Source organism: Pseudomonas sp. GV071 (assembly GCF_003050835.1).
Classification (GTDB): Bacteria; Pseudomonadota; Gammaproteobacteria; order Pseudomonadales; family Pseudomonadaceae; genus Aquipseudomonas.
Genome location: NZ_QAOJ01000006.1, coordinates 1 through 26,872 on the forward strand (window position 1 = coordinate 1; position 26,872 = coordinate 26,872).

Genomic DNA, 26,872 nt, shown 5'->3' on the forward strand with positions numbered 1-26,872 from the left:
AGCGGGAGGCGAATTCTACAGCGTTTCAAACCGCTGTCAACACCCTCTTTACACCGCTTTCGATCAACTCAACCGATCTACTAACAGGACCAAACTTCAACCCTGTCAGCCCGGCGCATTCTACGCAGATCTCTCTGCTTTGCAACCCTTAATTTCTCGCTAACCTATTGATTAGCTTGAAGTTTTAAGAGCCGTCCGCGCCGGAATTGGTGCGCATTATAAGCACCCACAAAAACCCGTCAAGGCATTATTGAAAGGAATCTGCAATTACCCAGTGATTCACTTGGCAGACCGCACCGCTCACTATCTATAAGCTAGCCCACTCGCTGGCTGGCTTTACCAACCCAGCACGTTCACTACCTATATAAAGGAAGGCATATGCAAGGATTCAACACCAAGGCCATAGGACTGGCGATCGCCGCGCTCATCGTCCTGCTCGTAGTTTCCACCTCCTGGTACACAGTCGATGAAACCGAACGCGGCGTATTGCTACGCAACGGCGCCTTGGTCGGCGTGGTCGAACCAGGCCTGTCATTCAAGACCCCCTTTATAGAGACGGTGAAGTTCATCTCCGTACAAAGCCAGGCCACCTCCTACCGTGACCTCCAGGCCTACAGTAAGGATCAGCAGACCGCGACCCTGCAGGTATCCGTGTCCTGGCACGTGGTTCCAGGCGAAGTTTCCAAGGTTTACACCCAGTACCAAGACCTCGACGGCCTGGTTTCCCGCCTGATCAGCCGCCAGGTCCCCACCCAGGTAGAGAACATCTTCGGCCAATACAACGCGGTAACTGCCGTGCAGCAACGCGGGAAGTTCGTCGCCGACGTAGCCAAAGCTATCAAAGAGTCAATCAACGGTCCCGTGGTGATCGACGGCGTGCAGGTCGAGAATATCGACTTCAGCGACGACTACGAGCGCTCCATCGCCCTGCGCATGAAAGCCGAAGTGGAAGTTAAAACCCGGGAACAGATGCTTGCCACCGAGCAGGTGCAGGCACAAATTCGCGTCACCCAGGCGCAAGCTGAAGCCGACGCCAAACTCGCCGAAGCCAAAGCCGACGCAGAAGCCACTCGCCTGCGCGGCATCGCCGAAGCCGACGCAATCAAAGCGCGCGCCGAGGCATTGGCCAGCAACCAGAACCTGGTCGAGCTGACCAAAGCCGAGCGCTGGGATGGCGCCTTGCCGACCACCGTACTGCCTAACAGCGCCCTGCCCTTTATCGATGCGGTAAAACCCGCCAACAAAGCGACCCAATAAGCGCCAGAAAGAAAGGCCCATGCATAAGGCATGGGCCTTTCACGGCAAGACATTTACAGCACGACCTGCCTGGCAACCTCCCACACCTTTTGCCGCTCCTTTTGGCCGGTGGTGCCGCCGTTAATGCGATGGGTAATGGCGTCAAACTTGCCGCCATCCGCCAACTCATTCAAGCCTTGGCTTTGCCAGAACCAGCCTGCCGACAACGCCCCATACAGAGGCCGCTCAAGCAATGGTGGAATCGCTTCGAGGTCGGCCATCAATGCCTGGCCCGCTAGTCGATAGTTATCGCGACCGGTAATCTGGATCAGCCCTCGCCCCCGATAGCGCCAACCGTCCCCCGAAGACTCAGGGCCATTGCCCAGCCGCTCGCTATATACTCGATTGGCGATAGCCTGCGGGTTTCTGGCTAACTGCTGCGCCTGCTGATTTGGCACGCCACCGATACCGGCAAAGCGGCCCGGCCAGGTACTGGCCAGACCTTGAGCGCTGTAATTGAGGTTCTCCACCAACCGGGTGAGTTGCGCGCTTTCATGCCCGACTTGAGCAAGAAAGGCGGCGCAACGCAACGAAGAGTCGATGCGAAAGCGCGCCATCGCCGTGTTGAGCGCAGAAACAAAATCGCCCGCGACTGGGCGGGCGTTTGGGAGTATCTGCAGCAGTTGCTGCAGTGTTATCTGCATCGGGGGCCTCCCGTTGAAGGCGGCATACCCTCTACGTATCGGCTCATGCCGGCCAACCTTCTTCGAGCATCGGCCGAGTGAAAGAGCCCGCCGCAAACGCATCGTTCAACGCGAACTCACGATCGAAACAGGCTTGAACGTGTGCACGCACGGCCGAAGCAGCCGCCAGAATTTCCGTGCCTGACAACGCGATACGGCCGGACGCCGCATCCGGTACTTTCCATTCAATCGAATAACCCGGATCGATGAATGCCGCGACAGCAGCTGCGGCGATTAAGGCCTGCCCATCACGGGACGTGTCAAAGCGAACCCCTTTAAATGGGATACCTGCGATTTCAGCCTGATAACGCCTGACGGCGATATCAGCCGGGATATCGGCGATGGCCTCTGCTTGGGCTAATCGGTGAGCAGCCAATGCCATCTCATCGATTGGCTCAAGATTTGGACGGATATAAGCGTCCTGCGAACCATCACGTTCATAGGCAAAGATTTCGCCAGTGGCACGATCTATAAAGTGTTTCATTAGCGAAGCTCCTGCCAATAGCCCAAAGGTCCAAAAACAACGGCGGAATAAGTTGCAGCTGGAGGCACTACGGTAGCGGCAGATGACGCAGAAACCGCCGAAGAGTCTGACGTTGAGTTGTTTTCGATTTGCTGCCCAGCCACAGTGAGCACTACCCCAGTAGTGATTCCCCCATTGGTTGAGACCGAAAAGATAATCGGGCGCCCGGTAGTGTTGGTGTATGTAGTCCCAGATGCCCGACTAGCCGTCAGATTCTGCCAAGTCTGCCCATACCCCAAACTCGACAACGCCCCCAACGCCTGCCCACCCGCGCCTTGAATCGTGCTAGGTGCCGAAGCCCACTGCCCTGCGGTCGCCTGGCTGGACTCCACATACCCCACCACCCGAAACGGCACTCCGGCCCGAGCGATGGTGGAATAGACAACGTTATTCACCGTAGCCGAGGCACTGATCGCCGAGGTGTTGATCAGCGTGGTCTCGTCCAGGTTTACGCCGCCTGCCAGGTTCACCACCGCGAGTTCAATCGTCCCGGCGTTATCGAGCGCCAGCAGTATCAAACGACTCTGTACCGCGTTGGCGCTGCCGAGCGTGGCGCCTGCGGGTACCACCAGCGACAACGCCGAAACCGCACGGCTGTTGACCGCCCCGCTGCTCAAGGTCGCCGAGCGGAACTCCAGGGCAGTGGGAGCCAACCCCAAGGTCAATGCATTCGCGGCAACGGCAGCACTCACTACCTGAACCTGCCGGGCCGCAGACACCGCGCCCACCGAGAACACACTGGTGCCATCGCAAAACAGCTGCAATGCCGCGCCCTGCCCCACGGCCACGCCATTACCCGCAGCCGTTTTCACGGTTAAGGTGAAACCGCCGGAGGTGTTGTTGGAGACCACCCACTGCCGGCTTGCGGCGGGGACGGTAATGTTGACGTTGGCGGTCAGTACACCAGTGAAATTCAGCAGCGGATAACGCGCTTCGGTGGCACTGAGGATGACGTTGGAACCACCCGCCACACTTTTCGTTAGGGTCGAGCTCACCAGCGACTGGGCGAACTCAGTGGTCGCTACCTTAGTCGAGCTATCGCCCAAGCCCTGAGTCGCAAACACATCCTCTGCCAGCAAATTGGTGCCATTGCCATACACCGTGTTGCGCCCCGCAGCCACAATCACCCCACTTCCGGCCACGGTCGTGCAGGTCACGGCAAAGCCGCCGCTGGTGTTGTTTTCCACTACCCAGGTTTTGCTCCACGCCGGGAAGTAGATGTTGATGTTGGCGGTCAGTGCGCCGCTCAACACGATGCGTGCCTTGGCGGCTTGCAGGCTGGTCAAGGTGACCGAGGAACCGGCCAACCCGCTGAGGGTCGTCACGCCATAACTGAAGGCCGGCACCCAACCGGTCAGCGCTGCGTTGCTGACTTCCGGGGCCAAGGCATTGCCTTCGGCGGTGTTGAACCAGTAGCCGTCGAACGTAGAGTTGGGCAGCAGCGCGCCTTTGGGGTAGCCGCTGACCGAGCTGGCAAAGGTGCTGTCGAAGGGGTAACCGCTGCCCGCATGGGACCAGCGCAACGACTGAGTGATCGCGTTGAGAATGCCGTTGAAGTCGGCACCGAACGGCGGCACGCCACCGGCGGCGATGGGGGTGAAGTTCAGGGGCACAAACCCGTCCGGGTAGGAGGCCAGGCCAGCAGTAATGCCGATCTGTGAGGTCTGTGGAATGGAGTTCTTGCTTCCGTTGTTGGCGAACGGAATAGGGATACGCGCAGGAAGGCCGCTAGTTTGCATCTTGGAGTCCCGACTGAGTGAAAAAGGTGCCCTGGCCGAATGGCTGCAGGCCTGCTTCGGCGAAGCCGAAGGTGGTGCTTGGATCGAGTTGCAGGATGGTCACTCGCACCCCGGCTGAACGCGGAACCGCGCCGGAGTGCAGCATGATTGCCAGCTCGACGGCCGACAGGCTGAACTCGAAGACGTAACGCACCTGCATGCCGCCGGTGTCGACGACATACGCCCGCCCCTCCCCGGCGAACAGGTAGCGCAGCAGCGCGTTGAGCGAGGCGCAGGTGCAGTTGGTGATATTGGCCAACGCCTTGACCATGATCAGCTTGCGATAGGCGTCATCGGCCAGGGTGTAGGTACTGGTCGCCAGCGGCCCGGCATACATCGGCGCCTGGTTCAGTGGCTGCGGGCCGCTAGCGGCAGTGGCCGGGGTGAAGGCTTCATCGAAGCCCAGGTACAGCGGCGCACTGTCGACCTGCAGGTCGCGCGACACATTGACGATCTTGCCCCAGTAATCCAGGCCAAAGCCCTGGGCCGTCTCCAGGTTCCAGACAATGTCATAGAACGCATTGAGATCGGCCGTCGGGTCAATCCATTGGTTGAACGCATCCAGCAGCGTGGTGATGGTCGGGCTATTGGCGTATTGGCTGAGCTGCGTGTCTCGGTAGTTGTGCATGCCTCACCCCACCAACTGCACATCGATATTGCTGATATCCAGCGTGGGGCGCTGATCGATGCCCATCACCAACGAGATGCCGCCAGCCGGCGCGCTCGAGCCGAGCAGAATCGACAGAATCTGAACATTGGCGTCCGTCGCCGCCACGCCGGCATAAAAACGTCCGGCGTAGATGGCCGAGGCAATCCGCGCCCGCGCACCGCCATCGGTGCCGTTGAAGGCATCGATCACGGCCTGCTGGATCAGGCTTTTGATGGTGGCGGGCAATGCCGCATTGGCGGCGATCTGGATCGAGAAAAACACCGGCACCGCGGTCGGCGTTACCCACGACACCCGGTAGCTCGGTCGTGGCGCGGTGTAGTTGAGGTCCTCCACTACCGCCACGGTTTCACCGTTGTAGTTGCAGCCGTTGGACTTCTTGCTCCAGATCGCCTGGGCGATATCCGCCGCTTCGCCGCCGACGACGGCCACGTAGATCGAGTTCGCGGCCACCGGATAATGGGTGACACCGGTCAGCACCTCGGTGCTTTTCGGGTTGTCGATCACGTAGGCATCAAGCACACCGTCGACATCCAGCACTGCGGCATAAACCGACTGCACCGAGTTCACCGCGTTGGCGGCGACCGAGAGCTTGCGTCGGTACTCGAAGTCCGTACGGTTTTCGACCTCGACCCCTTCGCTGCCCGCAGTGTGGTTGATCACCGTGTCCCAGCCAATCACCTGCTGGAAAATCCGCGTCAGGGCGCCGACCGGGCAGGCAATCGGACCGCTGGTGGTGCACTGAAAGTCGACCTGCACGCTGCCGTCGGCGCCGATGCGGGCATCGCTCTGGCTCAGGTACAGATAGCCGTTGACGTCCTGGGCCACTGAGCCGGCGGGAATCAAGGTGCCCACCAACCCGGAGCAGGTGCCGGTGACCACCGTGCCCGAGGCGGCAATTCGGTCGATAAAGTAGATCCGCCCCAGAGCGTCCTGCCAGCGACCGCTGGCCTTGTCCGGGTCGAGCTGGTTGACCACTTCGGCAAAGCGGTCGTTCTTGTCGCCAATGATCGCGGTCAGAGTTTGCGCCAATTGGCCCTGAGGGCTGCTTAGGCCCGGGTTGACCCCGCCGCCGAAGGCCGTGTTGATGTCGGCTTGCACGCCGGCAAGAATCGCCGACTCGGCGGGCAAGGTGATGCCGCTGCGATCGAGTTGCAGGTCGGGAACGCTGGTGGTGAAGGCCATCAGAAGGTCACCCCCGACTCAATCCCATCGGTGTCGATGATTTTGATCAGGCCGCTTAGACCGCGGCCTTCGATCCTGTCCAGCTGCACTTCAACCTGCACCACGTCCGGTACGGTCATGGCGGCATCGATAATCTGTTGGCGAATAAAGGAAGGCGGCGGCAGCTGGCCGAGCACCTTCTGAAAATAGGGCATGCCCAGGCTTTGGTCGTACCAGCATTCACCGATGAAAGTGCGCACTGCACATGCCACATCCTGGGCAATCGAGTACGGCTGGTTGGCCAGGGCGATGTCGCCGCTGGCATCGAGCACCAAGTCCCAGGCGGTTTGATCAAGCAGCAGAGTGCTGGCCATGTCGTTCACCTTTTCGGGGTCATAAAAAAACCGGCCTGTGGGCCGGTTTGCGGATGGATTGCTTAACTCGGGGTGGGCGGGTCGGTGTTGGCCGGGCCGCGCTGCACACCAGGGTGCAGGTGCTGGGCAAGGCTGACCCCGGCGCCGCGTACATCGCCCTGCACCGTGGCCGAACCACTGACCGTCAGGTCACCCTCGATGGCAGTGACAGGTGCCTTGATCGTAACTTGGGTCGGCGACAGCAGCGTGATGCCGTCTTGGTTGAACTGCACATACTGCTGCGGCACGCCATTGAGCACGCCCCCTATATATAAGGCATCGGCCATATCGTGACGGCGCGCCGAACCCGGTGCGGCGGCCGCTTTGCTGGCCTTGACCGCCGACAAGTCGCGGTCGGCAATACAGGCCAGGCCGATATCGCCGGGCTGTGGGTCGATGATCACGGCGTTGCTGCCGCCCTGCAGGCGCAGGTAAGGCACGTCATGAATGACCCCGGCATCGATCACATTGCCGACGCCATCGACACGCTGCACCAGCACTTTCACATCGACAAAACCGACCGCCGACACCCCGCCGTTATTGCTGCAGCTGAGCACCTGTACCAGGGTGGTGGTGCGCGTCGAAGCCAGCGCCTGACGCAGAAGAAACTGCTGCACCTCGTACTCGCTGGCATCGGCATACAGCTGCACGACGCCGGTCGCGCCATCCATGGCTTGTGTGGTGGCAACCATGCTTAACCCTCCGGCCCGAGCTGGGCATATGTAAACCACGGACCATCGCTGACCAGGGAGCTCAACTCATGGCTCACCGACTTGCAGTACCAACCGGAGCCATTCGCCTGTGCCACCGTGCTGCGCACTTCCATGCGTCGGCCCAAAACGATGTCGGGATTGAATGAGCTGCGCACATGGATGCCGAGTTTGGACACCACCGGGTAGTCGACCAGACCGGTTTGCGACGCGACCAGCACGCTCATCTCATCACGCTGGCCACCGCTGGGCCAGATGGCCACGCTGCCGTTGCTGATGTCATAGGCGACACCCGCGTGCTGAGCGCAATCCTTGATCTGGGTAAGTGCCGAGCCGGCAAAATAGGGGCTGGCGAGTTTGGCCGTGACGCCATTGTTGCTGAAGGAGAACCCCATGGACCTGGCCAGCGACTCAATCACCGTGGCCACATCCGTGACGCCCTTGTAGCTGTTTACCGCGACGGCTTTGACCTGTTCATACAGACCCGCCACCGCCTCGACGTTAAAGCACACTTGCGGCGCTTGGCTGTAATCGATCCAGGCGTTGGCAATGGTGCCCTGAAACACCTGGGCCATGCCGCCATGACCGTTGCTGGCGGCGATGGTGACAAGGTTGCGGCGAGTCGCCTGCACCGACAGCCCCAGCGTCGATAGTTGGTTCATGGTGGCTTCGGACATGCCGTACACCCGCAGCTGCAGGGAATTCAGCGAGCCGCCGCTGACGTTCTGGATATAGGCCTCGCAAGGCAAGCCGCGATAACTCGCGACACTGCCCAGCTGCTCACCAAACTTGCCTTCCGCCAGTTGAAACGACATCTCCACCACCCTGGCTTGCAGTGCCATTGTGAGCCTCGTTGGTTGCTGTGGTTGTGTGTGCAGGCCCACTGGCCTGCGCGTGAAATGCTGCTGCGCGCAGCGGCGTCAGCCGAGATCGACAGGCTCCAGGTACATCAGCACATAACGGCTGCCGAGCCCTTGGTAGTGCGGGTCATAGCTGCCCTGGGTATCCATGAATGCCAGGTCACCGACAAACCCCAAATGGGGCTGGCGCACCAGGCGCGACATATCCCGGCACAGCACCCCGGCCAGAAGTTTTTCCGAACTCACATAGAGGTCGAGAAACATCCCGGTGGTCTTCTGGTACAGGTTGATCTTGCAGTGCTGCGAGCCGAGCACCACCGCGAAGGTCTGCGCTGGCACCGGTGAAAGCGGAACGATCTGCATCTAAGCCCTCCTGAGCAACAAGTGAGTGAACGAAGCGCTACGCCACGCCGATGTTTTCCGGTTGTTTGACGTAATAGAGCGCCAGCTGATCGGTCGAAGGCTTGGCTGGTTTTACCGTGCAGGTGCTCACCGGGTCCGCTCCGGAAGGGTTCTTGGTTACCGGCTCGGGCTCCTCGGCGCTGTTCATCTCCTTGAACACCGCGTACACCGAGAGCAGCGTCTGCCCGGCTTTGCCTTCGCGCTTGTAGTCGAAGCTTTCCAGGCTCATGCGCTTGTAGGTCTGATCCGGCGTGACCAGTGTGCAAACCTCGAACCCGTCCTTGAGCCGCTTCAACTCATCGAGGAACTGCTCACGGCCCATCAGGCCACTGCCGCCGCAGGTCATGCGCATATTTACCACACCGGGTTTCGGCACTTTGGAGAAGCGATTGATCTCTGCCCCACTCGATTTGAAGTCGGCACCACCAACGTATTCGAACTCATAAACAGAGTCCGGAATCAGTACCTGACGCTCAGCCCTACCGAGTATTTGCCACGGATATTGGTCCGCCCAACTGAGCAGCCCGAAGGCATCCAACCCCTGCACCCGGCCCATAATCCCGGAGGTAACGGCGTAGCCATAAGCCGTGCGGCGCAGATCCGGCACCCCGGGCGCGCGCGGCACGTTGGGATATTCAATCAATGGCATCAGCTGTCTCCGGTCGAGGCCTGGTACACCAGGCTGGCCTTACCCAACGCAGGACCAATCTCACGGGCGATGCCGCTGGCATTGGTGGCCTGGGTATGGATTTCAATCTTCTGGATGGTGGTTTCGCTATTGCTGACCCCACCGCCACCGGACGCCGCTGCAGCACGAACGCCTGCGCCCAGTTGCACCCCGGCCCCCACGGACTGGTTTCCCGGACCAGCGTTTGGCGCCGCCCATTCACCGACCGATTGACTGCCGCCGATAGCCGTCAGGCGTAACTGCTGCACCAACGCCGCAGCGCCCTGCCCGGCTGAGACCGGCGCCGCTGTTGCGGCCTTGCCGTTGGCAACGGTTTGCTCCGCACCATTGGCCCGTTTGGCGCCAGCAACTTCCTTGGTTTGCTTGCTGATCACCGTAGGCGCCGTTGGGTCACCTGCGGCCAGGGCATCGAAATGCCGATCCAGCGCTTCCTGCGCTGTGCTGCTGCCAAGGCTGGCGGCCATCGTCATCAAGGTGCCGCCAATCTTGTCGCTAAGTTCCTCATTGGGGGTAATGAAGTTGTCGTTGATATAGGTGCCCACGGCCCAGCCGGCGGCCCCGGCCGCCACGACCTTTTCCGGCGCGCTGAGGGTTTTGAAGCTGTTGATGTTTTTCTTCAGCTCGGCAAAGGTTTCGCTCAGCTCGCGATAGGCATCCACCGTGGCAATCACTGACGAGATGCTGCCGCCGGTGGTGGCATCCAACTGGTCGAGCAGCACCACCGAAAACGCCATCGCCGAAGCCAGACCATCGTGCAGTCCCTGCAACTCCTCCCGGTAGGCTGGCGCCCATGTCGATAGCTGCTTCAGGTCCTTGAGCACCACTTCCACCACCGGGCTGAGTACTTCCTCGAACGACAGGCAAAGATTGATGGGCGGCTGCGCGGCTGCCCGTGTCCCGCCAGCAGGCTCCGTCGTGCGTTGCGGCACGGCCTCGCCGCCGACGTTGGCCGCCACTTTCGCCACAGCCAGCGCATTGAGCACCGAAGCCACACCGTCGTCGGCAGCCAGCACGGCCAGCAGACCGTCCAGCTCATCCTTGAGCCGGCTGATAAAAACTGCCGCTTGCTCGCCGCGAAGGTCCATCTGTGCGGCGGCGACACTGAGGTCGTCAAACAGGTTGGCGAGGCTGGCGCTCGCCTCCTGGTGCCTCGTTTTCAAGGCCTGGCCATCCAGGCCAAGCGCCTGCACCAGGCTGTCAATAATGTTGGCCATGGCTAATCCCTGGGCTGGTTGGCAATCATGGTGTTGTGGCTGTCGACGGTATTCACCTCGAGCAACCACCACATGTCCTCGAGACCGTAAACGCTGTCGAGTTCATGCAGGGTTGCCAAGCGCGAGGATATACAGGTGGCGACGGTGCGCGGCAGGTTGAGGTACTCAACCATGCCGTATGGCAGAGCGCCGCCTACGCGTGGGCCAAGGTCGAGGACGCGGCGGCGGCGGAAAAATCCGCGTGCAGCTTCCAAACCTCCAGGCGCAACTTGAGGCGGCTGGCGACCTCCTCGATGTCGCTCTCCACCAGGTCGCGCACCACGCTCTTGTCGTTGCTGTTGGGCAGCATGCGCACGCACTGGAACATTTCATCCAGCAGCGGTTCGGCCACCTCGTAAGGCAGCTTGCCGATAAAGGCCAAGCCCAACCGGGCGAGACCGGCAAAGCCGGCACTCTCAATCCCGTCAGGCAGTTCGATGCCCTCTTTGATCATCGCCAGCACAGCGCGAATCGCCCACTTCTCGGCCTGACTGGCGGGCATTTCCAGCAACTGGAAACTTTTGCCCTGGTCACGGCCGGCGCTGGTGATGGTGTATTGCCGGGTCTTGCGTGCCATCTGCGCGCCTCCTTAGCCGTTGTAGGCTTCGCTGGTTACCGATTCCCAGGTGATTTTGTACACCTGCGGCTGCAGGGTTTTCTTCGCGTCGGGCATCGGTTGGCCCGCGGTGAGCACACCATTTTTCAGGGTGTACTTCTTGCCAATTGACGGCAGGATGATGGTGCCGTTGGCCCAATACACATCGCGCGCCGCCTGCATGGTGCTGAACCAGGTGGCGAAGACGAACATCGACTCGCTGTCGGGCATCAGGGTGATGGTTTGCACCGTTGGGCTATAGAGGTAGCCAGCGGACAACTTGCCATCCACGCCCACCACCAGCTCGGCGATGGTCATCGCGTCGGTGGAGAAAGCAGAGTCCGAGGCATAGCCCTGAATGATCTGCGGCGAGGTGAACAGATTGGTGATAGCCAGTGCGAAGGTGGAGTTCGCTGAGGTAATAGTCGACATGGCGAAAAGCTCCGCTTATTGAATTTCGATCGAGGCGAGGGTGAGTTTCTGGATGCTGCCGCCATCGGCGTAGTACAGCGTCATGGACGGGCTGGCTCGGGCAACGCGCACGGCGGCGGTGGCCGGGACGATTTGCAGGTAGTAGCCCTTGGCGACAATCACGCCGCTGACATCCGAGCCGATGGCGTTCTGGATCAGCGCAATCTGCGCCTTGGACAGGCTGGTGCCGGTGCGGATGGCGCCGAAGTTGACGGCCGCCGACAAGGCATCCAGGCAGGCGGCTTCAACCAGCGCGTAACCGGCCGCGTTGTAGGGCACCGAGCCGACCGACTGGAGCAACTCGATCATGGCTTTCTGCAAGTTGGCGTTGAGCCAGATCTGGTTCAGGTAGGTGTCCGCCCACAACCACTTGCCCGACACCGAGCCCGGGTACATGAACACGTAACCGTCTTTGGCAGTGGCATAGGCGCCGTAGAAGTTGTAGCCATTGCTGATCAGGTTGGACGCTTCACTGGCATCGGTCACCGACGCCGCCAACCCGGATTGCAAGCGGAAGGCCAAGGTCGCGCGGCCATTCAGCCGGTCGAAATCCAGCGCAGCTGCCCAGCCCAGAGCAAAGGCCGCGTGGTTGGCATTACCCCAGATCGGCAGGCTGCCCACTGCTTTGCTCGACTGCAGGTAGTAGCCCCAGGTGGTGGTATTGCCAGCAGTCTTGGCGTTGATGTCGCTGTCCCAGCCGACGTACACGTAGCGGTCGCCCTTGCTGTTGGCCCAGTCCGAGAAGGCGATCTTGTCGGCCGTCACCGGCTCCCAGGTGGTCATGAAGCAGGCCCAATTCTGGGTCACCTGAGTCAGGGCGTTCATGCTGCCAACCGGGGTACCGGCTACAGCGCCTTGGGAAACCACTGCACCGCTAACGGCTGTGAGCAGCAAGCCAGCAGCCAGGGTGCCGGTGGCAAATGCCGCGGTCGAAGTGGTGCCAGTGGTGCTGGAGCTGATTACGAAGGCCGATTTCAATGCATCGAACGTCACCGGCAAGGCCAGCGCAGTGGCGAGCACCGAGGCGGCATTGCTGAAACTGGTGACGGCCGAGAAGTCGACGTTTGCGGCGGTTTTGCTAACCCCGTCGATCTGCACCGTCAGGCTACCGCTGAGCAGCTTGAGTTGCGCCAGGGTCAGCCTGGCCAGTGAACCACTGCGCAGGTACGCCGCCACTGGCGCTGCCGGGCACTGGGCGAAGTACAACAGACCGGGATTCTTGGTGCTGTTTTCGTAGCCGGCAAAGTAGATGCTGGCCAGCGCCGCTTCCTGCGCGGCGGCGCCAAAATAGGCTGCGACATCTTCCGCCGTGGCAAAGCCCGGCACGCTGCCCACAGGCACATAGGCATTGCGCGTCAGGATGACGCCATTCAGGTCGACAGCAGCGCCGGCCGCTGCCAGTACGCCAGGGTTGACCTGGACAATCTGTGATACGGGGATAGTCATCTATTCAATCCTCAGGGGGGAACTTGATGGCCACTTCGGCCACTTCGATGTGCAACTGGTCGGCGTAATCCATCGCGGTGGTGATGACCGGGTTGAACTGCGCGACGAAGTTGAAAGTCCAGCGAGGCTGGTACTGCTGCTCGCTGTTGATGCGGGTGGTGTTGCGTAATTGGCTGGCATACAGCGGCGTCATCGCCAGCGTGCCGGCGGCAAACCAGTCGGCCGCGTAATCGCTGCCGACCAGCCCGGCCACACGCATCGCCAGGCTGTTGGCGGGCACGCCATAGAAGTCGAGCTGCACCGTCCATTGGCTGGAGCAGAGGTAATCGAGGCGGCTGGTGGTGGCGGAACCGGTGTCGGCAAAGCGGCTTTTGTTGCTGGCCAGGGCTTCGATGCTGAGCGAGGTCATGGTCACGAAGGTGCCACTGGGCAGCGGCTGGTTATCCTCGGCGGGTACCACCGGGCAATTAACGATGGGCAATAAAAAACCGCGCAAGGCGGTCATCAGGTCGGCTTCTGTCAGGTCTATGGTTACCGTCATCTCGGCTCCTGCCGGTTGATTAGAAAACGGCACTCGCCCGCCGGCGATACCGTTGAATGGCTGGCACTCAGCGGGTAGCCGTAGAGCAGGTGCAGCAGCGCCCCGAAGACCGTGATTGCCACTAGATAGAAGGTCAGGCTGAGCAGCGGTTGGGCAACGATGTGCACACGGCGCAGGTAGTCCAGCGCGGCGAGTACAACCAGCAGGCACAGCCCGGCGTCGAGGCCAGTAAGGACTGCACTCATGTCAGATTCCCCGCGTAGCGGCGAAACGCTCACTCAGCGCCTTCAGGCACGGAATGACGTTCATCGCCAGCAGGCCGATAAGAAAGGCCACGCCATTGCGGGACTCTGCGTCGCCCGGCAGGTTGAAGTAGCTCACCACCAGTTGCGTGGTGAATACCGATGACACAAACCCGGTCAGCACCGCTGCAGCGGGCTGTTTGCGGGTTAACTCACGCAGAAAAGACAGGGACACCACCGCCCCGGCAAAGCCGGCGGTGGCCACCCCATATTTTGCGAGTAGCGCACCACCAGTGAAGGTCGGGTCCATTGTGCTCTCCAGAACGAAACGCCCGGAAAGACTCCGGGCCGAAGCGCGTGCTGCAAAAACCTGAATCGCAGAAACGCAAAAGCCCGGCACAGAGGCCGGGCTTTTTTGATCGCTTTGCGCAACTCGTTAATTGTGCACTATGGGTAATTTACCCATTAAAACCCTTCACGTCAACATGATCAGGCCGTTTTTTTATCTTTTTCTGCATGAATTACGCTCCACACTGGCGATTGGGCTTCCAGGTCGAGAGTTTCGATCAACGTGGCCAGGTCGTCCCACAACCCTTTCCAGTCCCGCGACCAGTTCGCCGGGGCGATCTGGATGCCATAGAACGCCTTCATCTCGCCCGCCACTCGCGCGGGCCCCCACTGCTCGCTACCGCAGACCTGTGCTTTGTAAGACTGCAGCGCGATGGTCACCAGATAGATCGCTTTCGCGCGCTTGCCAGCGCTCATGCCGTTGACGTCTAGACGCGAGGTGACCAGTGCGCTCGCGTTCATCACATGGCGCATGGTCAGGCACGGGTGATACAGGTAATGGCCGAACTGCTGCAGGTTGAACGGCAGGGTTTCAATCGCCTGCTGCACCTTGCCCATGGTGAGCAAATGCGCGACCCGGTCGCTGGAACGGCCAATCGGAGTACGCCGAGTCTCACTGATGCTTATGCGCTGGCGGCTGACTTGGATGCGCGCTTCTTTATCTTCCGCCGTGGCAGGGAACAGCGCCTCCTGACGGCGTCCACGCGGACCTGGCGCGACCCGGCCCTCGGCGTGGGCGAGCGCGCCGGCACTGATGGAGGTATTCGATTCCAACTGGGAATCCGCCCAGGCTTGGCGGGCATTGATCAATCTCATTGTAGTGTCCCTCTATTACGGCTCGCTTGGTCTTTCCCGGTTTGCGCCTGGTGAACTGACAACGGCGACATCAGCTCAGTCAATTCGTACAGATTCATCGGCGCCTCCTTGGTTGCCGACTAGATTAGCGTTTGCTAATCTAGTTCGCAATAGCAAAACGTAATTTACCATTTGCTAAATTAAAGCGATTATTTCCCGATGAATATCAAACAGATGCGAATTCAGGCCCTCAAGGCCCTGATGGGCGGCAAAACCCAGAAGGAATTTGCCGACTTGCACAACCTGGACGCCTCCTACATTTCCCAGTTGCTCAATGGACATCGGGACATGGGCGAAAAAGCCGCCGAAACCCTGGAAGGTAAAATCGGCCTGCCGCCAGGAACACTGGTGTCACCGACAGGTGGTGAGCCGATGCCGGCCAAGGTCGCAGTCGAAGCCAACGCTGAATTGCTGGGTGAAATGGATGTTTGGGAAGACGGTGACCCTCTGGACGAGGATGACTGCGAAGTGCCGTATTACGCAGAGGTCGAATTTGCTGGCGGAGCCGGTATGACTGAGGTCGTTGAAGTGGCGGACAGGAAGTTACGGTTCAGCAACGCGACGTTGCGCGCCGCCGGCGTAGACCGCAAAAGCGCCGCCGTAGCGCGGGTCAAAGGCAGAAGCATGGAGCGCCTGATCCTCGACGGCGCCGCCATCGGCTTCGACCTGAGTGACACCACCATCATCGATGGTGAGATCTACGCCTTTAACCAGGGCGGCATGCTACGCGCCAAATACCTGCACCGCCTCCCCGGCGGCGCCGTGCGCATCCGCAGTGAAAACGACGACGAGTACCCCGACGAAATCATGACGGCCGAGCAGTATCTGCACGAAGTGAAAATGCTCGGACGGGTGTTCTGGTGGTCGACCGTAAGGCGCTCGCCACGGCGGCGGTCGTAGCGCCGACAGTATTCGATGCCTAAAAAGCCTCGCCACTGAGCGGGGCTTTTTATGACTAGCTTGATGCAATAACGGTTTAGCTAGCAAAAGCGGAAAAGCTATTTAGCATTTGCTACCCCCCCCAGACCAGCCACCCAAGCGACGCACGTAACTGGAAAACGATCGCGCACAAAAAAGGCCAATGCATAAACATTGGCCTTTTTTGTTGGAGAATAATGGTCGGGACGGAGTGATTCGAACACTCGACCCCTAGCACCCCATGCGCTTATCAAATGGATCCCCAGGGATCTCGATGGAAGCTCATGGACAACCAAAAAACTAGTATTTATGGTATCTACAGGCTAATTTAGCTTCCCATATAGTCCAGTACCGTCCACCAACAGCCAAGCTTTTCGGTGGCACAAAAGTGGCACAAAATTAAGAGCTGCAGAATTCCTAGAGGTTGAGCGTGGCCAAGCTGACAATCAAGCAACTGGAGGCTTTCACCGCAGAAGATCATGGAAAGGTCTTCCGAGAGGATGGAGGGCTGGTGGCCGAGGTGCGAGCTGGAGTACGCGGAGTTACGGTTCAGTTCAGCTATGAGTTCAAACTAGATAGCTCCAGATCTCGAAAGCGATTAGGCAGTTGGCCGAAGAAAAGTTTGGCGCAGATACGATCTGAGCGAGACGAGGCCCGGGTACTCGTCACCAAAGGACTGCACCCTACCCTTGCAGCAAAAGCAGCGCGAATCCAGGCACAAGCTGCCATTGCCAGCACAATTGCCGAAGCAGAACGTGAAGCTGCCGAAAACAAAACAGTGGCTGACCTGTTTGACGACTGGATACGCGATGGCGTTTCTCGCCAGGATGGCAACGCCGAATTAATTCGAAGCTTTAAAAAGGACGTTCTACCGATCATTGGCAAGAAGCCGCTCCGCAGCCTTACGGAGAAGGATCTACTCACAGTCCTCCGCTCAGTTAAAGCACGCGGCCTGAACCGTACGGTCGTGATCAGAAGCAAGGATATTGGCCAGATGTTGCGTTGGGGAGAGAAGCGTAAGCCCTGGCGCGCGCTCATGGCTGACGGTAATCCAGCCGATCTGGTAGAAGTAAACAAGCTGCTCGACCACGACTATGAAGAACAGCGGGACCGCCTGCTTTCCTCGGACGAAATTAGCGAGCTGCGCGATATCTTCGAACGCCTGGAGCGTGATTACGAGGCTCTGCCTGCCGGCCAAAAGTACTCTGGTATCCGCCCGGTAAACCAACGCGTTCAATGCGCGATGTGGATTTGTCTGAGCACCCTCTGCCGAATCGGAGAGCTACTCAAGGCTGAGTGGCGGCACTTGGATCTGGATAAAGGCACCTGGTTCATTCCTGCCGAAGCGACTAAGGGCCATAAGGGTAAGCGCCAGGATCACCACGTGTTTCTCTCAGCGTTTTCCCTTCATCAGTTCAAGCAACTGAACAAAGAAACCGGCCACACATCGTTCTGCTTTCCTAGCAAGGATGGCAATCACCACGTAGACACCAAGACGGTCAGCAAATTGATCGGAGACCGACAGTGCCGATTCAAAAACCGCAGCAAACCTTTAGCAGGCCGCCACCACGACGACTCGCTAGTGATGAGCAAGGGCACCAAGGGTGAATGGACACCGCATGACTTGCGACGTACAGGCGCGACCATGATGCAGGAGCTTGGGGTTGCGCTAGAAATTATCGACCGCTGTCAAAATCATCTACTAGGCGGATCAAAAGTTCGCAGACACTACCTGCACCACGACTATGCCAAGGAAAAAACCGAAGCATGGTACCTACTGGGAACGCGGATAGAGTCAATACTTAGACAGGCTCAATGACTAACGCGGAGTTTTTTTCGAGAGAACTTGATGACATTTCACTAGATGCTCTACGTTCTGCTTTTCGATTGTTACAGTCGCTGTCTGGCCGAACTCCGTAAATCTTGAGCGCCATCGCGGCGATCTCCTCCTAGAACGCTGACAGGGCAGCTCATTAAATGAAAAAAGCCCCGCACTTGGCGAGGCTCATGGTATTGCGCGCAGCTTAGGAATTGTCTTATAGGCAATCTTCACAGACGTTTTGAGCGCCAATCAATCCTACAACCCGAGAGTTCGTGCACATATCGCAACCTCCCTCGCCCTCGCCCTCGTCGGAGTCTTTTTTTTCGTTCAGATCGAAATCTCGGCCGCTCATAATTTGATGCCCACCCGCTCAACTATACGAAAGGGTGACAGTGCCGAACCCGCGGCTCTTTAGCTCTTCGAGAATCTGCTCCAGAGTAGAGTCGGCAAGGGTTTCACCAACTTCTTGCTTCTTGGCTTCGGCTTCAACCTCTTCGTCGTCTACTTCAAACAGAGCCTTGTTCAGCTCTTGCCACGTCCCCATGGTTGGCTGAGCCTCGCCGCGCTCGTAACGACCCGGCATGACCTTGGAGATACCAGCGCGGTCTGCAAGATCTGAGAGTGTCAGACCGGCGTCTTTACGTGCACTGCGAAGAGCGGAGCGGAAGTTCGAGCTTTTGGGATTGGGGAGCATGTGCGAGTCCTTGCATTAATGAGGTACACAGAGTAAACCCACACAAAGTATACAGCAAGGCATATTTGTTCTTGATCGGTATACTTTTGTTCCTTTTGCTTGGGCGACCTACGCTTGACCAGATAGTCTGCCAACAGTGCGTTGCTCGGACGCTCTGGCTACCGCTGGTAGCAAGCTGCAGGTATTAGCGATCGTGGTGTACTCGCGGGTCACCACGCCCTACATATCTTCGCACCCATCAATCCATTTCAACCGCCCCCTTCTGATTGACTAATGCGCGACAACTCTCAACTCATGAATACTGACTGGTAGGCGGTGGTCGCCAGATAAAGGACATAAAAACCCGAAGGCGGAAGCGTTCCGGGCTTTTCACCACTGATAACTGCCTAGCCAACGCGCCAGGCCGGGCGCTACCTTTTTAGCTCAACGACTTGAAATCCCCTTCAATCGCTTCTGCTTCTGCACGCCAGGCTTGGAAGCGCTGCTGACGTTCATGGCTGTCGTTGAGGCTCTCATCAAGCATGCTGACGCTGTTTTTCAACTCCAGGTATTTGCCGAAGAATTGCTCTTTAAATTGCTCGGCGTTGAGCAAGCCAAGCAACTCTTTGCGCTGCTTCTCGAAGTCTTCAACTATTTTCACGATGGAGTTACGGAAAGCCTCTTCGCGTTTGTATTGCTCCCAGCTGTCCCAGACCTCGATGGCAACACCGACGACTGCCAAAGCACCGTTAGCGCCTTTGGCCAGATTCACCGCGCCCCACGGCTTGAACTTCAGCAGCGACCCCAGTTCCATGCCCACCAGCTTGCCGGCGCTCACCAGGGTGTCTCGTGCGGCCAGCACGGTAGTGTTGTTGATAATGTTGCCTTTAAGCAGGTGGTTAACGCCCTGCTTGCCCAACGCCCGGATATTGGTGTTGAAGTGATTGATTTCGGTGTCGAAGCCAAGTTGCATCTTGGCCATGTCCAAGCTGATGGACTCGGTTTGGCGGCTGAATTCATTCTGTAAACGTGTCGCCAGCACAATTCCCTCGGCGCCAATCTCGCGCTCAAAAAATTCGCTGAACGTCTCCAGGCTGCTGCCTTTGGCTTGCAAGATCAGGCCGGCGAAGTAACGCGTCACAAAGTCGCTTAGGGTTCTGCGCACCTCTTCAATCTGGCCCTCGGCCGCCTCCAACTGACCTTGCGAGCGGCGTTTCAGCTCGCTGAGCTTGCTGACTTCCTGGGCGATTTTCTGGTCGTTCTCGATGGCCACCGGCAGCTGTTTATTCAGCACATCGCGAATCACGCTGTTGTGCATTTCGCCGGCCAATCCAGCGCTACCTCCGTTGTTTTGGATCTTGCTGGAGGTGGCCGTTTGAAGGCTGGCGATATGCGACAACGCCTTGAATTGGCCGAGGTTCGCCAGCCAATGCTCAAAGCCCAGGTCAAACGGATTGGCGGCCACTGCAACAATCGACAATTGCGCCACTTCGTCCTCACTCAGGTCGACCAGTTCGCGTAAGCGGCCGGTGACGTTGGTGCGTTTTACCGTCAAGTTGGTCTGATAGTCCTGTTCGTCCTCGACGTCGGCCACCTCATCGAAACGACTGAGCACAAACACCGTGCGAGGCAGCAGGTCCAGAGTTCGGAACAACCACACCAAGTCATCCTGATGGCTGGCTTTGATCGGGTTGGTGGAGTTCATGACGTACAGCACCAGATGGGCTTCGCTCACGTACTTCTTGGTGGTGTCTTTGTACTTCTCGATCGCGTTGGTTTCGGCGTTTATCTGCTCTTTGAAGCCAAACAGACCGGGGGTGTCGATCAGAACAAAGTCGTCGCCAACCTCGTACACCTTCACCTCGTTGGATGATTCCTGATGGCTGATTTTCATGCTGGATTTATCCAGCCTTTCCATCCAGGCCGCAGCGATAGAGGTTTTTCCTTCGGAGAAACCACCAATCAACACCACTTTAAGTTTTTCGCCAGCCACACTGTCGATGGCGGTTTGCAGTTTGCCTTTTAACGCCGGGTCCACTGGCACACCGGCGGCTTCACCTTGATCGAGGAACTTGAGCAGTTTGCCGAGCAGCTCGACCGAGCGCGCTTGGTGGGCCTTGAAGGTATCGAGGGTATGTTCCATTACAGAGTTCCTGCGTTATCGATTTGGCGGGAAAGGAGCTTCAACTGTTCAGTTGATTGGCTCAGCAACTGGACCAGGTCGGAGGTCTGTTTGATCGGAGCGTCAATGGCCTGCTCCAGCAAGCGGATTTTTTTCTGCATGTCCGCAAAAGCGGTTTTCAGGCCGTCGCGGAACGCCGAAGACAATTGGTCTTCGCCTTGCCTCAGGTTGGTTTCAATGGCCGCGCGCTGCTGGGCTTTTTTGTAGTCGGAATCTATCCAGCCACGTACAGCCTTGAGGGCGGAAAGCGCCAGCCCGGCGAGGGCGGGGGCCAGGAGGAGCAAGCTAGCCCCGCCGGAGAAAACCACTCCGGCAATGGTCCCTGCCAGCCCCATTAGCAAAGGGGCGACTTTGATCCCGCTTTCAATGTTGATCTTCAGATCAAACTTGCCCGCCAGTTTGGTGTTGCCAAGCGTGGCGTAGAGGCTGGTCAGCTCGCGGGCCTGTGCTTCAAAGCTGGAGAGAATGTCCTTGGCGTCGTTCTGAAAGCGCTCGATTTCGGGTGCGATGGCCGCCGATATCCGAGTGCTCAGCTTCTTCTCCTGCAATTCGACAGTGTTAATAAACGCTTGCTGGAGCTCATCGTTGCCAATTCCGGCATCGATGCGCTTATACATCGCATCTCGCAACTTGCTTAAGAACAGTTCGATCTCGGTTCCACCCGAAGCCTCCAGGCGTTTTTTCAGGGACTTAAAGCTGCCCGTCAACTGCACCTTGGCACTTTTGCCAGCCAGGCTAAGGTCCTCCAACAAGTTGCTGACGTTGTCTTTTAGCCCATCCAGGACAGCAATTGTCTGGTCCAATGCATCCTTAGCTTTGTGGAAGTTAGCGCGGGTGATTTTGCCCTCACTGCCGTCTAGCACCTTGCTATTGAGCAGGTACAAAAACGCGCGCAACTGGGTTTTCTCCAGTAGCTCTTCAGCATCGAAGGTGGCAAGCATTCGGCTGCGCCGAGACGCGTTATCCGAGTTCGGGGCAAAGTGATCGGTGGATGCCAGAAACGCCGGCAACGCCGAGAGCGAGACTACGTCACGGTAGTGCTCGCCCAACTGCTCGCGCATCTTCTCGTTCAGCCCTTGCAGGCCCGCAATTTCGTCATCGGAGACCAACTTGCGGTCAGCCAGCGAGTGTTTAGGGTTGGTGATTTTCTTGTTGAAGATCGTCCAGACCTCGGTTTGTGCTCCGAGGTGATCCTTGATTTTTTCCAGGGTGCCTTTGTGGTGTTCGTCGCCGGTCTGGGGCGGCGCGGCCTGGTTGGTGACGTACAGGACGGCGTGAGCGGTTTGCACGGCTTTATCGATCTGGCTGACCACCAACCCTTCGTTGCCCTCAATGCCTGGCACATCCAACAAGGCGAAGGACTGACCGTTCAACGTCATGTCATAGCGTTGGGTATGGCGGGTGAAATCGGCTCGACCATCGCCAATGATTTTGCCATCGGCTTGCGCGTCCAGCATTTTCAGGTGGCCTTGGCTTTCTTGAGTTAGTTGCGTGAGCTGCTGGGTTAACTCGTGCTTACCAACCTCAATCTCGCCGTGTTGGGCACGCAGTGGTTCGACGGCACTCTCACGTGCGGCCACTATGACCGGCAGTTGTTGTTCAGCGAGTGCCAGTTGCGCCAGCTCGGGCAATGGTTTGAACAGGCGGATCAGCTTCTGCCACAGGGTGGCGGTTTCCTTGCGTTCGGCAATCAGGGCACGCAAGCCGACTACGGCGTTCAGCGCATCGCTGTGCAGTTGATCATGGTGCTCGGTGGTGGCATGGAGTTGTTGCGCCAGTTCGGCGAGCTGGGCATCAGTCTGCTCCATGGTCTGCTGCAGGCTTTGCAGATTCGCTTCACTGAGCAGGTATTGGCTTTGCAGCGTACGGAATGCCTGCTGGTGATCGACCTTGGTCGGTTCTTTCAGCAGAATTCGCAGTGTTTCAATCAGGGTCGACTTGCCCGCACCAGTTTCGCCATACACCGCAATGGTGAACGTTTGCCACTCGGCATTTTTTTCCAATGCATCGAGCAGCGTCTGCAAGGTTTCCTGCTGTTTACTCAATACCTCGCGCGCCTCCTCCAGTCCTTTATTTAACTTGGCATCGGTCGAGGGCGCTTGCACCGACTCTGCAATACGCGTGAGCTCATCCTTAACCCGCTGGTAAATGTCGGCTGGCGTTTTCAATTCAAGGGGCATGGGGACTATTTCCTGTACCGGTGGCGCTGTGGACTCGGGCGCAGTGAACACCTGCTCCTCAACGTCGGGTTCCGGCTCTGGCGCAGTAGTTTTGAACTGCACATGAGTCAACACCTCGCGCAGTTTTTTCCAGTAGTCGCCATGACCAAAGTCGGTAATTCTGATGTTCTCGAAGTGCTCGGCCGGATTGCGCCCCAAGCAGCTCTCGCCCGCATTCATCAGCAGGGTCCAATCCGATGTCGAATAGGCATTAATTAACCGACCGGTTACGGCTTTACGGATCAGTTGTACATCACCATCGGCCACTTCGACCGCGGCCGCCATCAGCAGCACGTCATTGACGGTGAGGCGATGACTCGCGGCGCAAGCACGTTTTTTCAAGCTGCTAACCACCAGTCGGCCACCGAGCGAATGACCGATCAGGTTGACCGTATCGATGTGCTGGTGATGCAGGCGCAGGTGCTTGTCCAACTCGTCGAACAACGCCTCGCCCATCTCTTCAGCGCGTGTGCGGATAGCGCGAAAGTGCAACGCACGATCTCCAAGGAAAGTGGCAGCGCCTAATAACAAGGAGGTGCGGGCGGAATGATTTAACGCGCTGACGGAATTGGTAGAGAAACGAGTGAAGTGACTGGAAGGCCAGAAGGCGAAAATATTCGTATGGTGCTGAAGAGATTCGGGAATACTGGATATCAACGTCTTGCGGTCTTCTTCGGTGTGACCAGCGCTATAACCATGGATAAAGATGTTCGCTTCATTCGACCGGTCCTGCGCGCTTTGCAGGTTGGTGAAAGTAAATTGTCGGCTCATGACTCACCTGTACTTATTGCCACTTCAACCAACGCTTGGCGATAACCACGATCAGGTGCACGCACAGCGCTACCCCGACCAACACCGCCACCACTTTGGCCACCAGAAAGAAAATGCCCTGCACATCGTGGGACAAAAAGCCCAGGAGTACGCCCATCCCCGCGATCACGGCGGCAATCAGCAGCAGGCCTATATAAGGGCGCAGCATCCGCGAAGCGGCGCCCCGCTCAATGAGGCTCGCCAGCACGGCAAGCACAATAAAAAACACCACCACGCCCACTAACACGCCCATCAATCACCTCGTTTCATACAACGCACTCACTGCTTTGGCGCGGTGCGCAATTTCATCCGCCCAGCCCAGCGGCGCATGTACCCGTATTTTTTCGCCCAGCCCAAATACCCACCACAGCGTTTCCTGGTCCATCGGCACACGGGCGCGCAAGCGTTGCCAGTCGCTGCCGGGCAGTGGTTCCAAGTGTTGGTCATGACTAAGCGGGGTTTCGCTGAGCAGCCAGGCGATCGGCGCACTAACGTCGGCGACCAGCTCGGCTTCTTCGATCGGACCAGGGCTGTTAAAACCACCGTTGTGGATATAGCGGTCGACATCCAGCGGCTCGGTTTCCAGCACCGTGTCACTCAACATTTCTGCGCGCACAATCCGGTGCAGCGCGAACTGCCGCGCATCGGCGTAGCCGTCCACGGTGCCAATCAGGTAACTAACCGAGTGCCGCGACACCAAGCCACCTGGGTGCAAGGTGAAGGTCTTGTGCTCGGCCTTGCTGCGGCTTAGGTAGCTCACCTGTAACTGCCGACGCTCAAGCAAAGCAGTCGAGATTTCACGCCAGACCTCGGGGCGAATTTCGGCGGGCAGCAATACTTTGCCGTTGGGCATCGCACGCACGCGTCGGCCCCAATGCGCCAGCTCATTGTGGTGCAACCCTTCGAGGTGGTTTCTGGCCCGATTGAATTGCGGGCTGAGTTGATCCAGCACGATTTGCGGCAGCAGTGATTTGAGGTGATTTTCGGCGAGGAACAGCGCCAGCGCGGTGGGCGTGTCCATGGCAGCCAGGTCGAACGGCGCGTTGCGCGGAAAGCTCCAGCGGTACGGAATTTCGCGCGTATCGCAATCAAGGGTGAAGGGCCCGGAGAGATTTTCCAGATCGCGCTGCAGCGTACGCAGACTCACCGAGAAGCCTTCCTCGCGCAGTTTTTCCAGCAGCGTGGTGGTGGCACGGCGCTGCGGATCTCGGGGGATAAGTCGTAGCAAGGCGAGCTGCCTGAGCAGCGTATCCTTCGCTTCGGACATCACAACTTCCTTGTTCAAGAGAAAGGGAATAGGCGATTTCACGTCGCCATTTCTTTGGCGACCATAACTTACCTGATAGCTCATTGCCATAGCTGGACAGCAGGAAGCCCGTGCGGCATAGCCTGCCTTAACTTCCCGTCAGATGTGTCGTCCGAATTGATTTGGGAAGAGTTACCCCAAACCACATTGCTTTCACTCGCGCGTTTGCGACCTTCAAGGAGCAAGAAAGAACTGCTCCAGCCGCGCTTTGAGCACCTCTACTTGGGTCGCTGTACGTTGCTGCAACGCGCTGGCGCATTGCGGACACTCTGCGAACCAATCGCGACCCAGTGCCAGCGCATCACTGAGTGGAATGGTGGTTTTTCTCCAAGAGCAGCAGATGCAGGAAAAGGTGAAAGGACGAGGAGGTCGAGGCATTAAATTCGCTCACAGTCATAAGGTGTGATTAAGCTATCGCACCGGAGCGTCAAGCTGTGTCGCGTAACGCGGTTACGCCTCGCGCTCTTGTCAAAGGCGCGCCTTTGCGCCGCCGCCGCCCTATCGAAGGAATGAGAGATGCCTGGAATCAAGGATGTTGCTGTCGAGTTTGAAGCCTTTATTGCCTCGCTGAGTACCGAACGCGAGGAGCTGATCGAATATATCGCCGCGTTGAATAACGGATTCGAAGGCTGGCTCAAACTGGAGTTCTATTTCTGGCTTATTAAAAATCGCAAGTTGCGCGCTGCTACTTCTGATGCCGATGTAGGCCTTGAGTACAAAGTCGCCCTCGACCAACGCCACGCCGGCATAGACCGCGAGACTAAGCAGTGCGATTTGTGGGTGCGCAACAACGAAAGCGGCTTCCACTTTATCGAGCTCAAAGCGCCCTTCTTCAACAGCAACAAAGGCAAGGTGTTGCTAAGTGCCGCGCACGACCTGTGGTACATGTCGCGACTGACCGGAACATACGAGCAAGTGGCCACCGGTAGTACTATTGCCGTGGGCATCGGCTTTACCGCAGAAGATTGGGCCGAGCAGATGGACAAGGTGCGGGACTACTGTGAAACGTCCAAGCCTATTGCCGTGAAGCTGGGAAGCCTGGGCAATCACCCGACCGCGCACTGGGCAGCACTGACCGTCCAATACTGACCGTTTAAGTCTCCCCCCACCCGCTAACGGTGGGGAGTCTGTATTCGCAAATCGACGCTTGCTTGCACCCAACCCGATGTAGCGGCGTTTGTCGCCTGGCTTTGCACCCACCTGTACACCTTGTCCGTGCATTTGCGTTTCAGCGCCAGCGACTACTTTAATGGCGGATGAACCAGCAGGTAGTGGGCATTGAAAGCGCGCAGGCCCAATACCGATGGGCCACCAGTTAGACCGATCTGCAAACCGGCTAACCTGTGCACTCTGGCGACTCGGCGAGCACGCGTATCTCTCTCACTCTGCTGCGTGATCGTCTATTGACAGCGTTGGCCAAGCGCAGCGAACCCGACACCTATAAAGCCTGCCTGGTTGTTTTGAAATGTGGCGGCGTGAGCGGTGCGGTGACCTTTCTAACAGTTAAAACACTTGCCAACAATCGACTCAAAAAAATCTCAGCCCTACATAACTGCAGTGACATTACCAACAAGAAGGTTCACCCCATGTCATTGCACTGCCCTCGCTGTCACTCCCCTAAAGTTGCTTCATTCCATCAAGCCATGAAAGTTGGCGCGGCCATAGGCACTGCAGGCGGTGTTGCGCGTGGTGTCAGCGCTGCACTTACTGGTGGTCGGGCTGGCGCCCTAATTGGCACTATTGCCGGACCTTTCGGCATAACACTTGGCTACGTCTCAGGTGCAATCCTTGGTGGCTTGGCCGGAGGTGTTGGGGGTTGTGCCCTCGGCGCGCAGCTAGGCGATACGCTGGACCGTCACGTATTGGCCCACAACCTCTGCCTGCTCTGCGGTCACCGCTTCAACCTGCCGGTCTGACCTGTCCACTCCATCTATCTCCATTCATTTCGTTCGGACGGCGCTGCGCTGTGCGCGGCGTTTATGCCGGCCTGCTCCCAAAGGAATTTTA

The 26,872-nt window shown here is 58.3% G+C and carries 29 protein-coding genes; 5 read left to right on the forward strand and 24 right to left on the reverse strand.

Features of this window, described 5'->3' with window-relative positions; genetic code table 11:
* The first annotated feature begins 378 nt into the window (after nt 1-378).
* Nucleotides 379-1,257, forward strand: coding sequence for a prohibitin family protein (locus C8K61_RS12375; RefSeq protein WP_108096562.1), 879 nt, complete (start codon nt 379-381; stop codon nt 1,255-1,257).
* A gap of 53 nt (nt 1,258-1,310) precedes the next feature.
* On the opposite strand, the gene C8K61_RS12380 is transcribed toward C8K61_RS12375, so the two are convergent.
* The 19 genes from C8K61_RS12380 to C8K61_RS12470 form a co-directional block, all read right to left on the reverse strand.
* Nucleotides 1,311-1,940 carry a glycoside hydrolase family 19 protein gene (locus C8K61_RS12380; RefSeq protein WP_108096563.1) on the reverse strand — a complete coding sequence of 210 codons (630 nt, stop codon included), beginning with the start codon at nt 1,938-1,940 and terminating at the stop codon, nt 1,311-1,313.
* Nucleotides 1,941-1,983: 43 nt separating this feature from the next.
* Entirely contained in the window at nt 1,984-2,463 is a 480-nt protein-coding gene (locus C8K61_RS12385; protein ID WP_108096564.1) for a DUF4376 domain-containing protein, read from the reverse strand.
* Nucleotides 2,463-4,241 carry a hypothetical protein gene (locus C8K61_RS12390; protein WP_108096565.1) on the reverse strand — a complete coding sequence of 593 codons (1,779 nt, stop codon included), beginning with the start codon at nt 4,239-4,241 and terminating at the stop codon, nt 2,463-2,465. Before C8K61_RS12390 ends, C8K61_RS12385 begins: the two co-directional genes overlap by 1 nt.
* Nucleotides 4,231-4,908 carry a DUF2612 domain-containing protein gene (locus C8K61_RS12395; RefSeq protein ID WP_108096566.1) on the reverse strand — a complete coding sequence of 226 codons (678 nt, stop codon included), beginning with the start codon at nt 4,906-4,908 and terminating at the stop codon, nt 4,231-4,233. The genes C8K61_RS12390 and C8K61_RS12395 overlap by 11 nt, the downstream gene beginning before the upstream one ends.
* A gap of 3 nt (nt 4,909-4,911) precedes the next feature.
* Nucleotides 4,912-6,132 carry a baseplate J/gp47 family protein gene (locus tag C8K61_RS12400; RefSeq protein ID WP_108096567.1) on the reverse strand — a complete coding sequence of 407 codons (1,221 nt, stop codon included), beginning with the start codon at nt 6,130-6,132 and terminating at the stop codon, nt 4,912-4,914.
* Entirely contained in the window at nt 6,132-6,485 is a 354-nt protein-coding gene (locus C8K61_RS12405; RefSeq protein WP_108096568.1) for a hypothetical protein, read from the reverse strand. The genes C8K61_RS12400 and C8K61_RS12405 overlap by 1 nt, the downstream gene beginning before the upstream one ends.
* Before the next feature lie 62 nt (nt 6,486-6,547).
* A complete protein-coding gene (locus C8K61_RS12410; protein WP_218277812.1) occupies nt 6,548-7,216 on the reverse strand; it encodes a Gp138 family membrane-puncturing spike protein in 669 nt (222 codons plus the stop codon).
* Between the two features lie 2 nt (nt 7,217-7,218).
* A complete protein-coding gene (locus C8K61_RS12415; protein WP_108096569.1) occupies nt 7,219-8,076 on the reverse strand; it encodes a hypothetical protein in 858 nt (285 codons plus the stop codon).
* 78 nt (nt 8,077-8,154) lie between these two features.
* Nucleotides 8,155-8,457, reverse strand: coding sequence for a hypothetical protein (locus C8K61_RS12420; RefSeq protein WP_108096570.1), 303 nt, complete (start codon nt 8,455-8,457; stop codon nt 8,155-8,157).
* A gap of 37 nt (nt 8,458-8,494) precedes the next feature.
* Nucleotides 8,495-9,145, reverse strand: a complete 651-nt coding sequence (locus C8K61_RS12425) for a phage baseplate protein (RefSeq protein WP_108096571.1) — start codon at nt 9,143-9,145, stop codon at nt 8,495-8,497.
* Nucleotides 9,145-10,398, reverse strand: coding sequence for a hypothetical protein (locus tag C8K61_RS12430; protein WP_108096572.1), 1,254 nt, complete (start codon nt 10,396-10,398; stop codon nt 9,145-9,147). The genes C8K61_RS12425 and C8K61_RS12430 overlap by 1 nt, the downstream gene beginning before the upstream one ends.
* A gap of 2 nt (nt 10,399-10,400) precedes the next feature.
* Nucleotides 10,401-10,571: a transglycosylase gene (locus C8K61_RS12435; RefSeq protein ID WP_108096573.1), complete on the reverse strand. Its 171-nt coding sequence runs from the start codon at nt 10,569-10,571 to the stop codon at nt 10,401-10,403.
* Nucleotides 10,572-10,591: 20 nt separating this feature from the next.
* Nucleotides 10,592-11,014 carry a hypothetical protein gene (locus C8K61_RS12440; protein WP_108096574.1) on the reverse strand — a complete coding sequence of 141 codons (423 nt, stop codon included), beginning with the start codon at nt 11,012-11,014 and terminating at the stop codon, nt 10,592-10,594.
* Nucleotides 11,015-11,026: 12 nt separating this feature from the next.
* Nucleotides 11,027-11,464: a hypothetical protein gene (locus C8K61_RS12445; protein WP_108096575.1), complete on the reverse strand. Its 438-nt coding sequence runs from the start codon at nt 11,462-11,464 to the stop codon at nt 11,027-11,029.
* Between the two features lie 15 nt (nt 11,465-11,479).
* The gene (locus C8K61_RS12450; RefSeq protein ID WP_108096576.1) at nt 11,480-12,949 is read right to left on the reverse strand and encodes a DUF3383 domain-containing protein; all 1,470 of its coding nucleotides are present in this window, start codon (nt 12,947-12,949) and stop codon (nt 11,480-11,482) included.
* A 4-nt stretch (nt 12,950-12,953) separates the two neighbouring features.
* Complete coding sequence (locus C8K61_RS12455; protein WP_108096577.1) at nt 12,954-13,490, reverse strand: hypothetical protein; 537 nt, start codon at nt 13,488-13,490, stop codon at nt 12,954-12,956.
* Nucleotides 13,487-13,735, reverse strand: a complete 249-nt coding sequence (locus C8K61_RS12460; RefSeq protein WP_108096578.1) for a hypothetical protein — start codon at nt 13,733-13,735, stop codon at nt 13,487-13,489. The genes C8K61_RS12455 and C8K61_RS12460 overlap by 4 nt, the downstream gene beginning before the upstream one ends.
* 1 nt (nt 13,736) lies before the next feature.
* On the reverse strand, nt 13,737-14,042 hold the full coding sequence (locus C8K61_RS12465) for a peptidase M48, Ste24p (protein WP_108096579.1): 306 nt from the start codon (nt 14,040-14,042) through the stop codon (nt 13,737-13,739).
* Nucleotides 14,043-14,221: 179 nt separating this feature from the next.
* Nucleotides 14,222-14,896: a hypothetical protein gene (locus C8K61_RS12470; protein ID WP_108096580.1), complete on the reverse strand. Its 675-nt coding sequence runs from the start codon at nt 14,894-14,896 to the stop codon at nt 14,222-14,224.
* A 198-nt stretch (nt 14,897-15,094) separates the two neighbouring features.
* Between C8K61_RS12470 and C8K61_RS12475 the strand changes: the two genes are divergently transcribed.
* Complete coding sequence (locus C8K61_RS12475) at nt 15,095-15,835, forward strand: helix-turn-helix transcriptional regulator (protein ID WP_256589415.1); 741 nt, start codon at nt 15,095-15,097, stop codon at nt 15,833-15,835.
* 448 nt (nt 15,836-16,283) lie between these two features.
* Nucleotides 16,284-17,672 carry a site-specific integrase gene (locus C8K61_RS12480; protein ID WP_108096581.1) on the forward strand — a complete coding sequence of 463 codons (1,389 nt, stop codon included), beginning with the start codon at nt 16,284-16,286 and terminating at the stop codon, nt 17,670-17,672.
* Between the two features lie 373 nt (nt 17,673-18,045).
* Here C8K61_RS12480 and C8K61_RS12485 read toward each other — a convergent pair whose 3' ends face one another.
* The 5 genes from C8K61_RS12485 to C8K61_RS12505 all read right to left on the reverse strand — a co-directional run bounded on the left by C8K61_RS12485 (nt 18,046) and on the right by C8K61_RS12505 (nt 24,826).
* Nucleotides 18,046-18,369: a helix-turn-helix domain-containing protein gene (locus C8K61_RS12485; RefSeq protein WP_108096582.1), complete on the reverse strand. Its 324-nt coding sequence runs from the start codon at nt 18,367-18,369 to the stop codon at nt 18,046-18,048.
* A gap of 418 nt (nt 18,370-18,787) precedes the next feature.
* A complete protein-coding gene (locus C8K61_RS12490; protein ID WP_108096583.1) occupies nt 18,788-20,491 on the reverse strand; it encodes a LeoA/HP0731 family dynamin-like GTPase in 1,704 nt (567 codons plus the stop codon).
* The gene (locus tag C8K61_RS12495) at nt 20,491-23,520 is read right to left on the reverse strand and encodes a DUF726 domain-containing protein (protein WP_108096584.1); all 3,030 of its coding nucleotides are present in this window, start codon (nt 23,518-23,520) and stop codon (nt 20,491-20,493) included. Before C8K61_RS12495 ends, C8K61_RS12490 begins: the two co-directional genes overlap by 1 nt.
* Before the next feature lie 13 nt (nt 23,521-23,533).
* Nucleotides 23,534-23,812 (reverse strand): hypothetical protein, encoded by a 279-nt coding sequence (locus tag C8K61_RS12500; RefSeq protein WP_108096585.1) that lies wholly within the window; start codon nt 23,810-23,812, stop codon nt 23,534-23,536.
* 3 nt (nt 23,813-23,815) lie between these two features.
* Entirely contained in the window at nt 23,816-24,826 is a 1,011-nt protein-coding gene (locus tag C8K61_RS12505) for a YafY family protein (RefSeq protein WP_108096586.1), read from the reverse strand.
* Nucleotides 24,827-25,381: 555 nt separating this feature from the next.
* Here C8K61_RS12505 and C8K61_RS12515 point away from each other — a divergent pair.
* Together C8K61_RS12515 and C8K61_RS12520 are read left to right on the forward strand one after the other, a co-directional pair.
* Nucleotides 25,382-25,954 carry a hypothetical protein gene (locus C8K61_RS12515; protein WP_108096588.1) on the forward strand — a complete coding sequence of 191 codons (573 nt, stop codon included), beginning with the start codon at nt 25,382-25,384 and terminating at the stop codon, nt 25,952-25,954.
* A gap of 497 nt (nt 25,955-26,451) precedes the next feature.
* Nucleotides 26,452-26,781, forward strand: coding sequence for a hypothetical protein (locus tag C8K61_RS12520; RefSeq protein WP_108096589.1), 330 nt, complete (start codon nt 26,452-26,454; stop codon nt 26,779-26,781).
* The last annotated feature ends 91 nt before the right edge of the window (nt 26,782-26,872 follow it).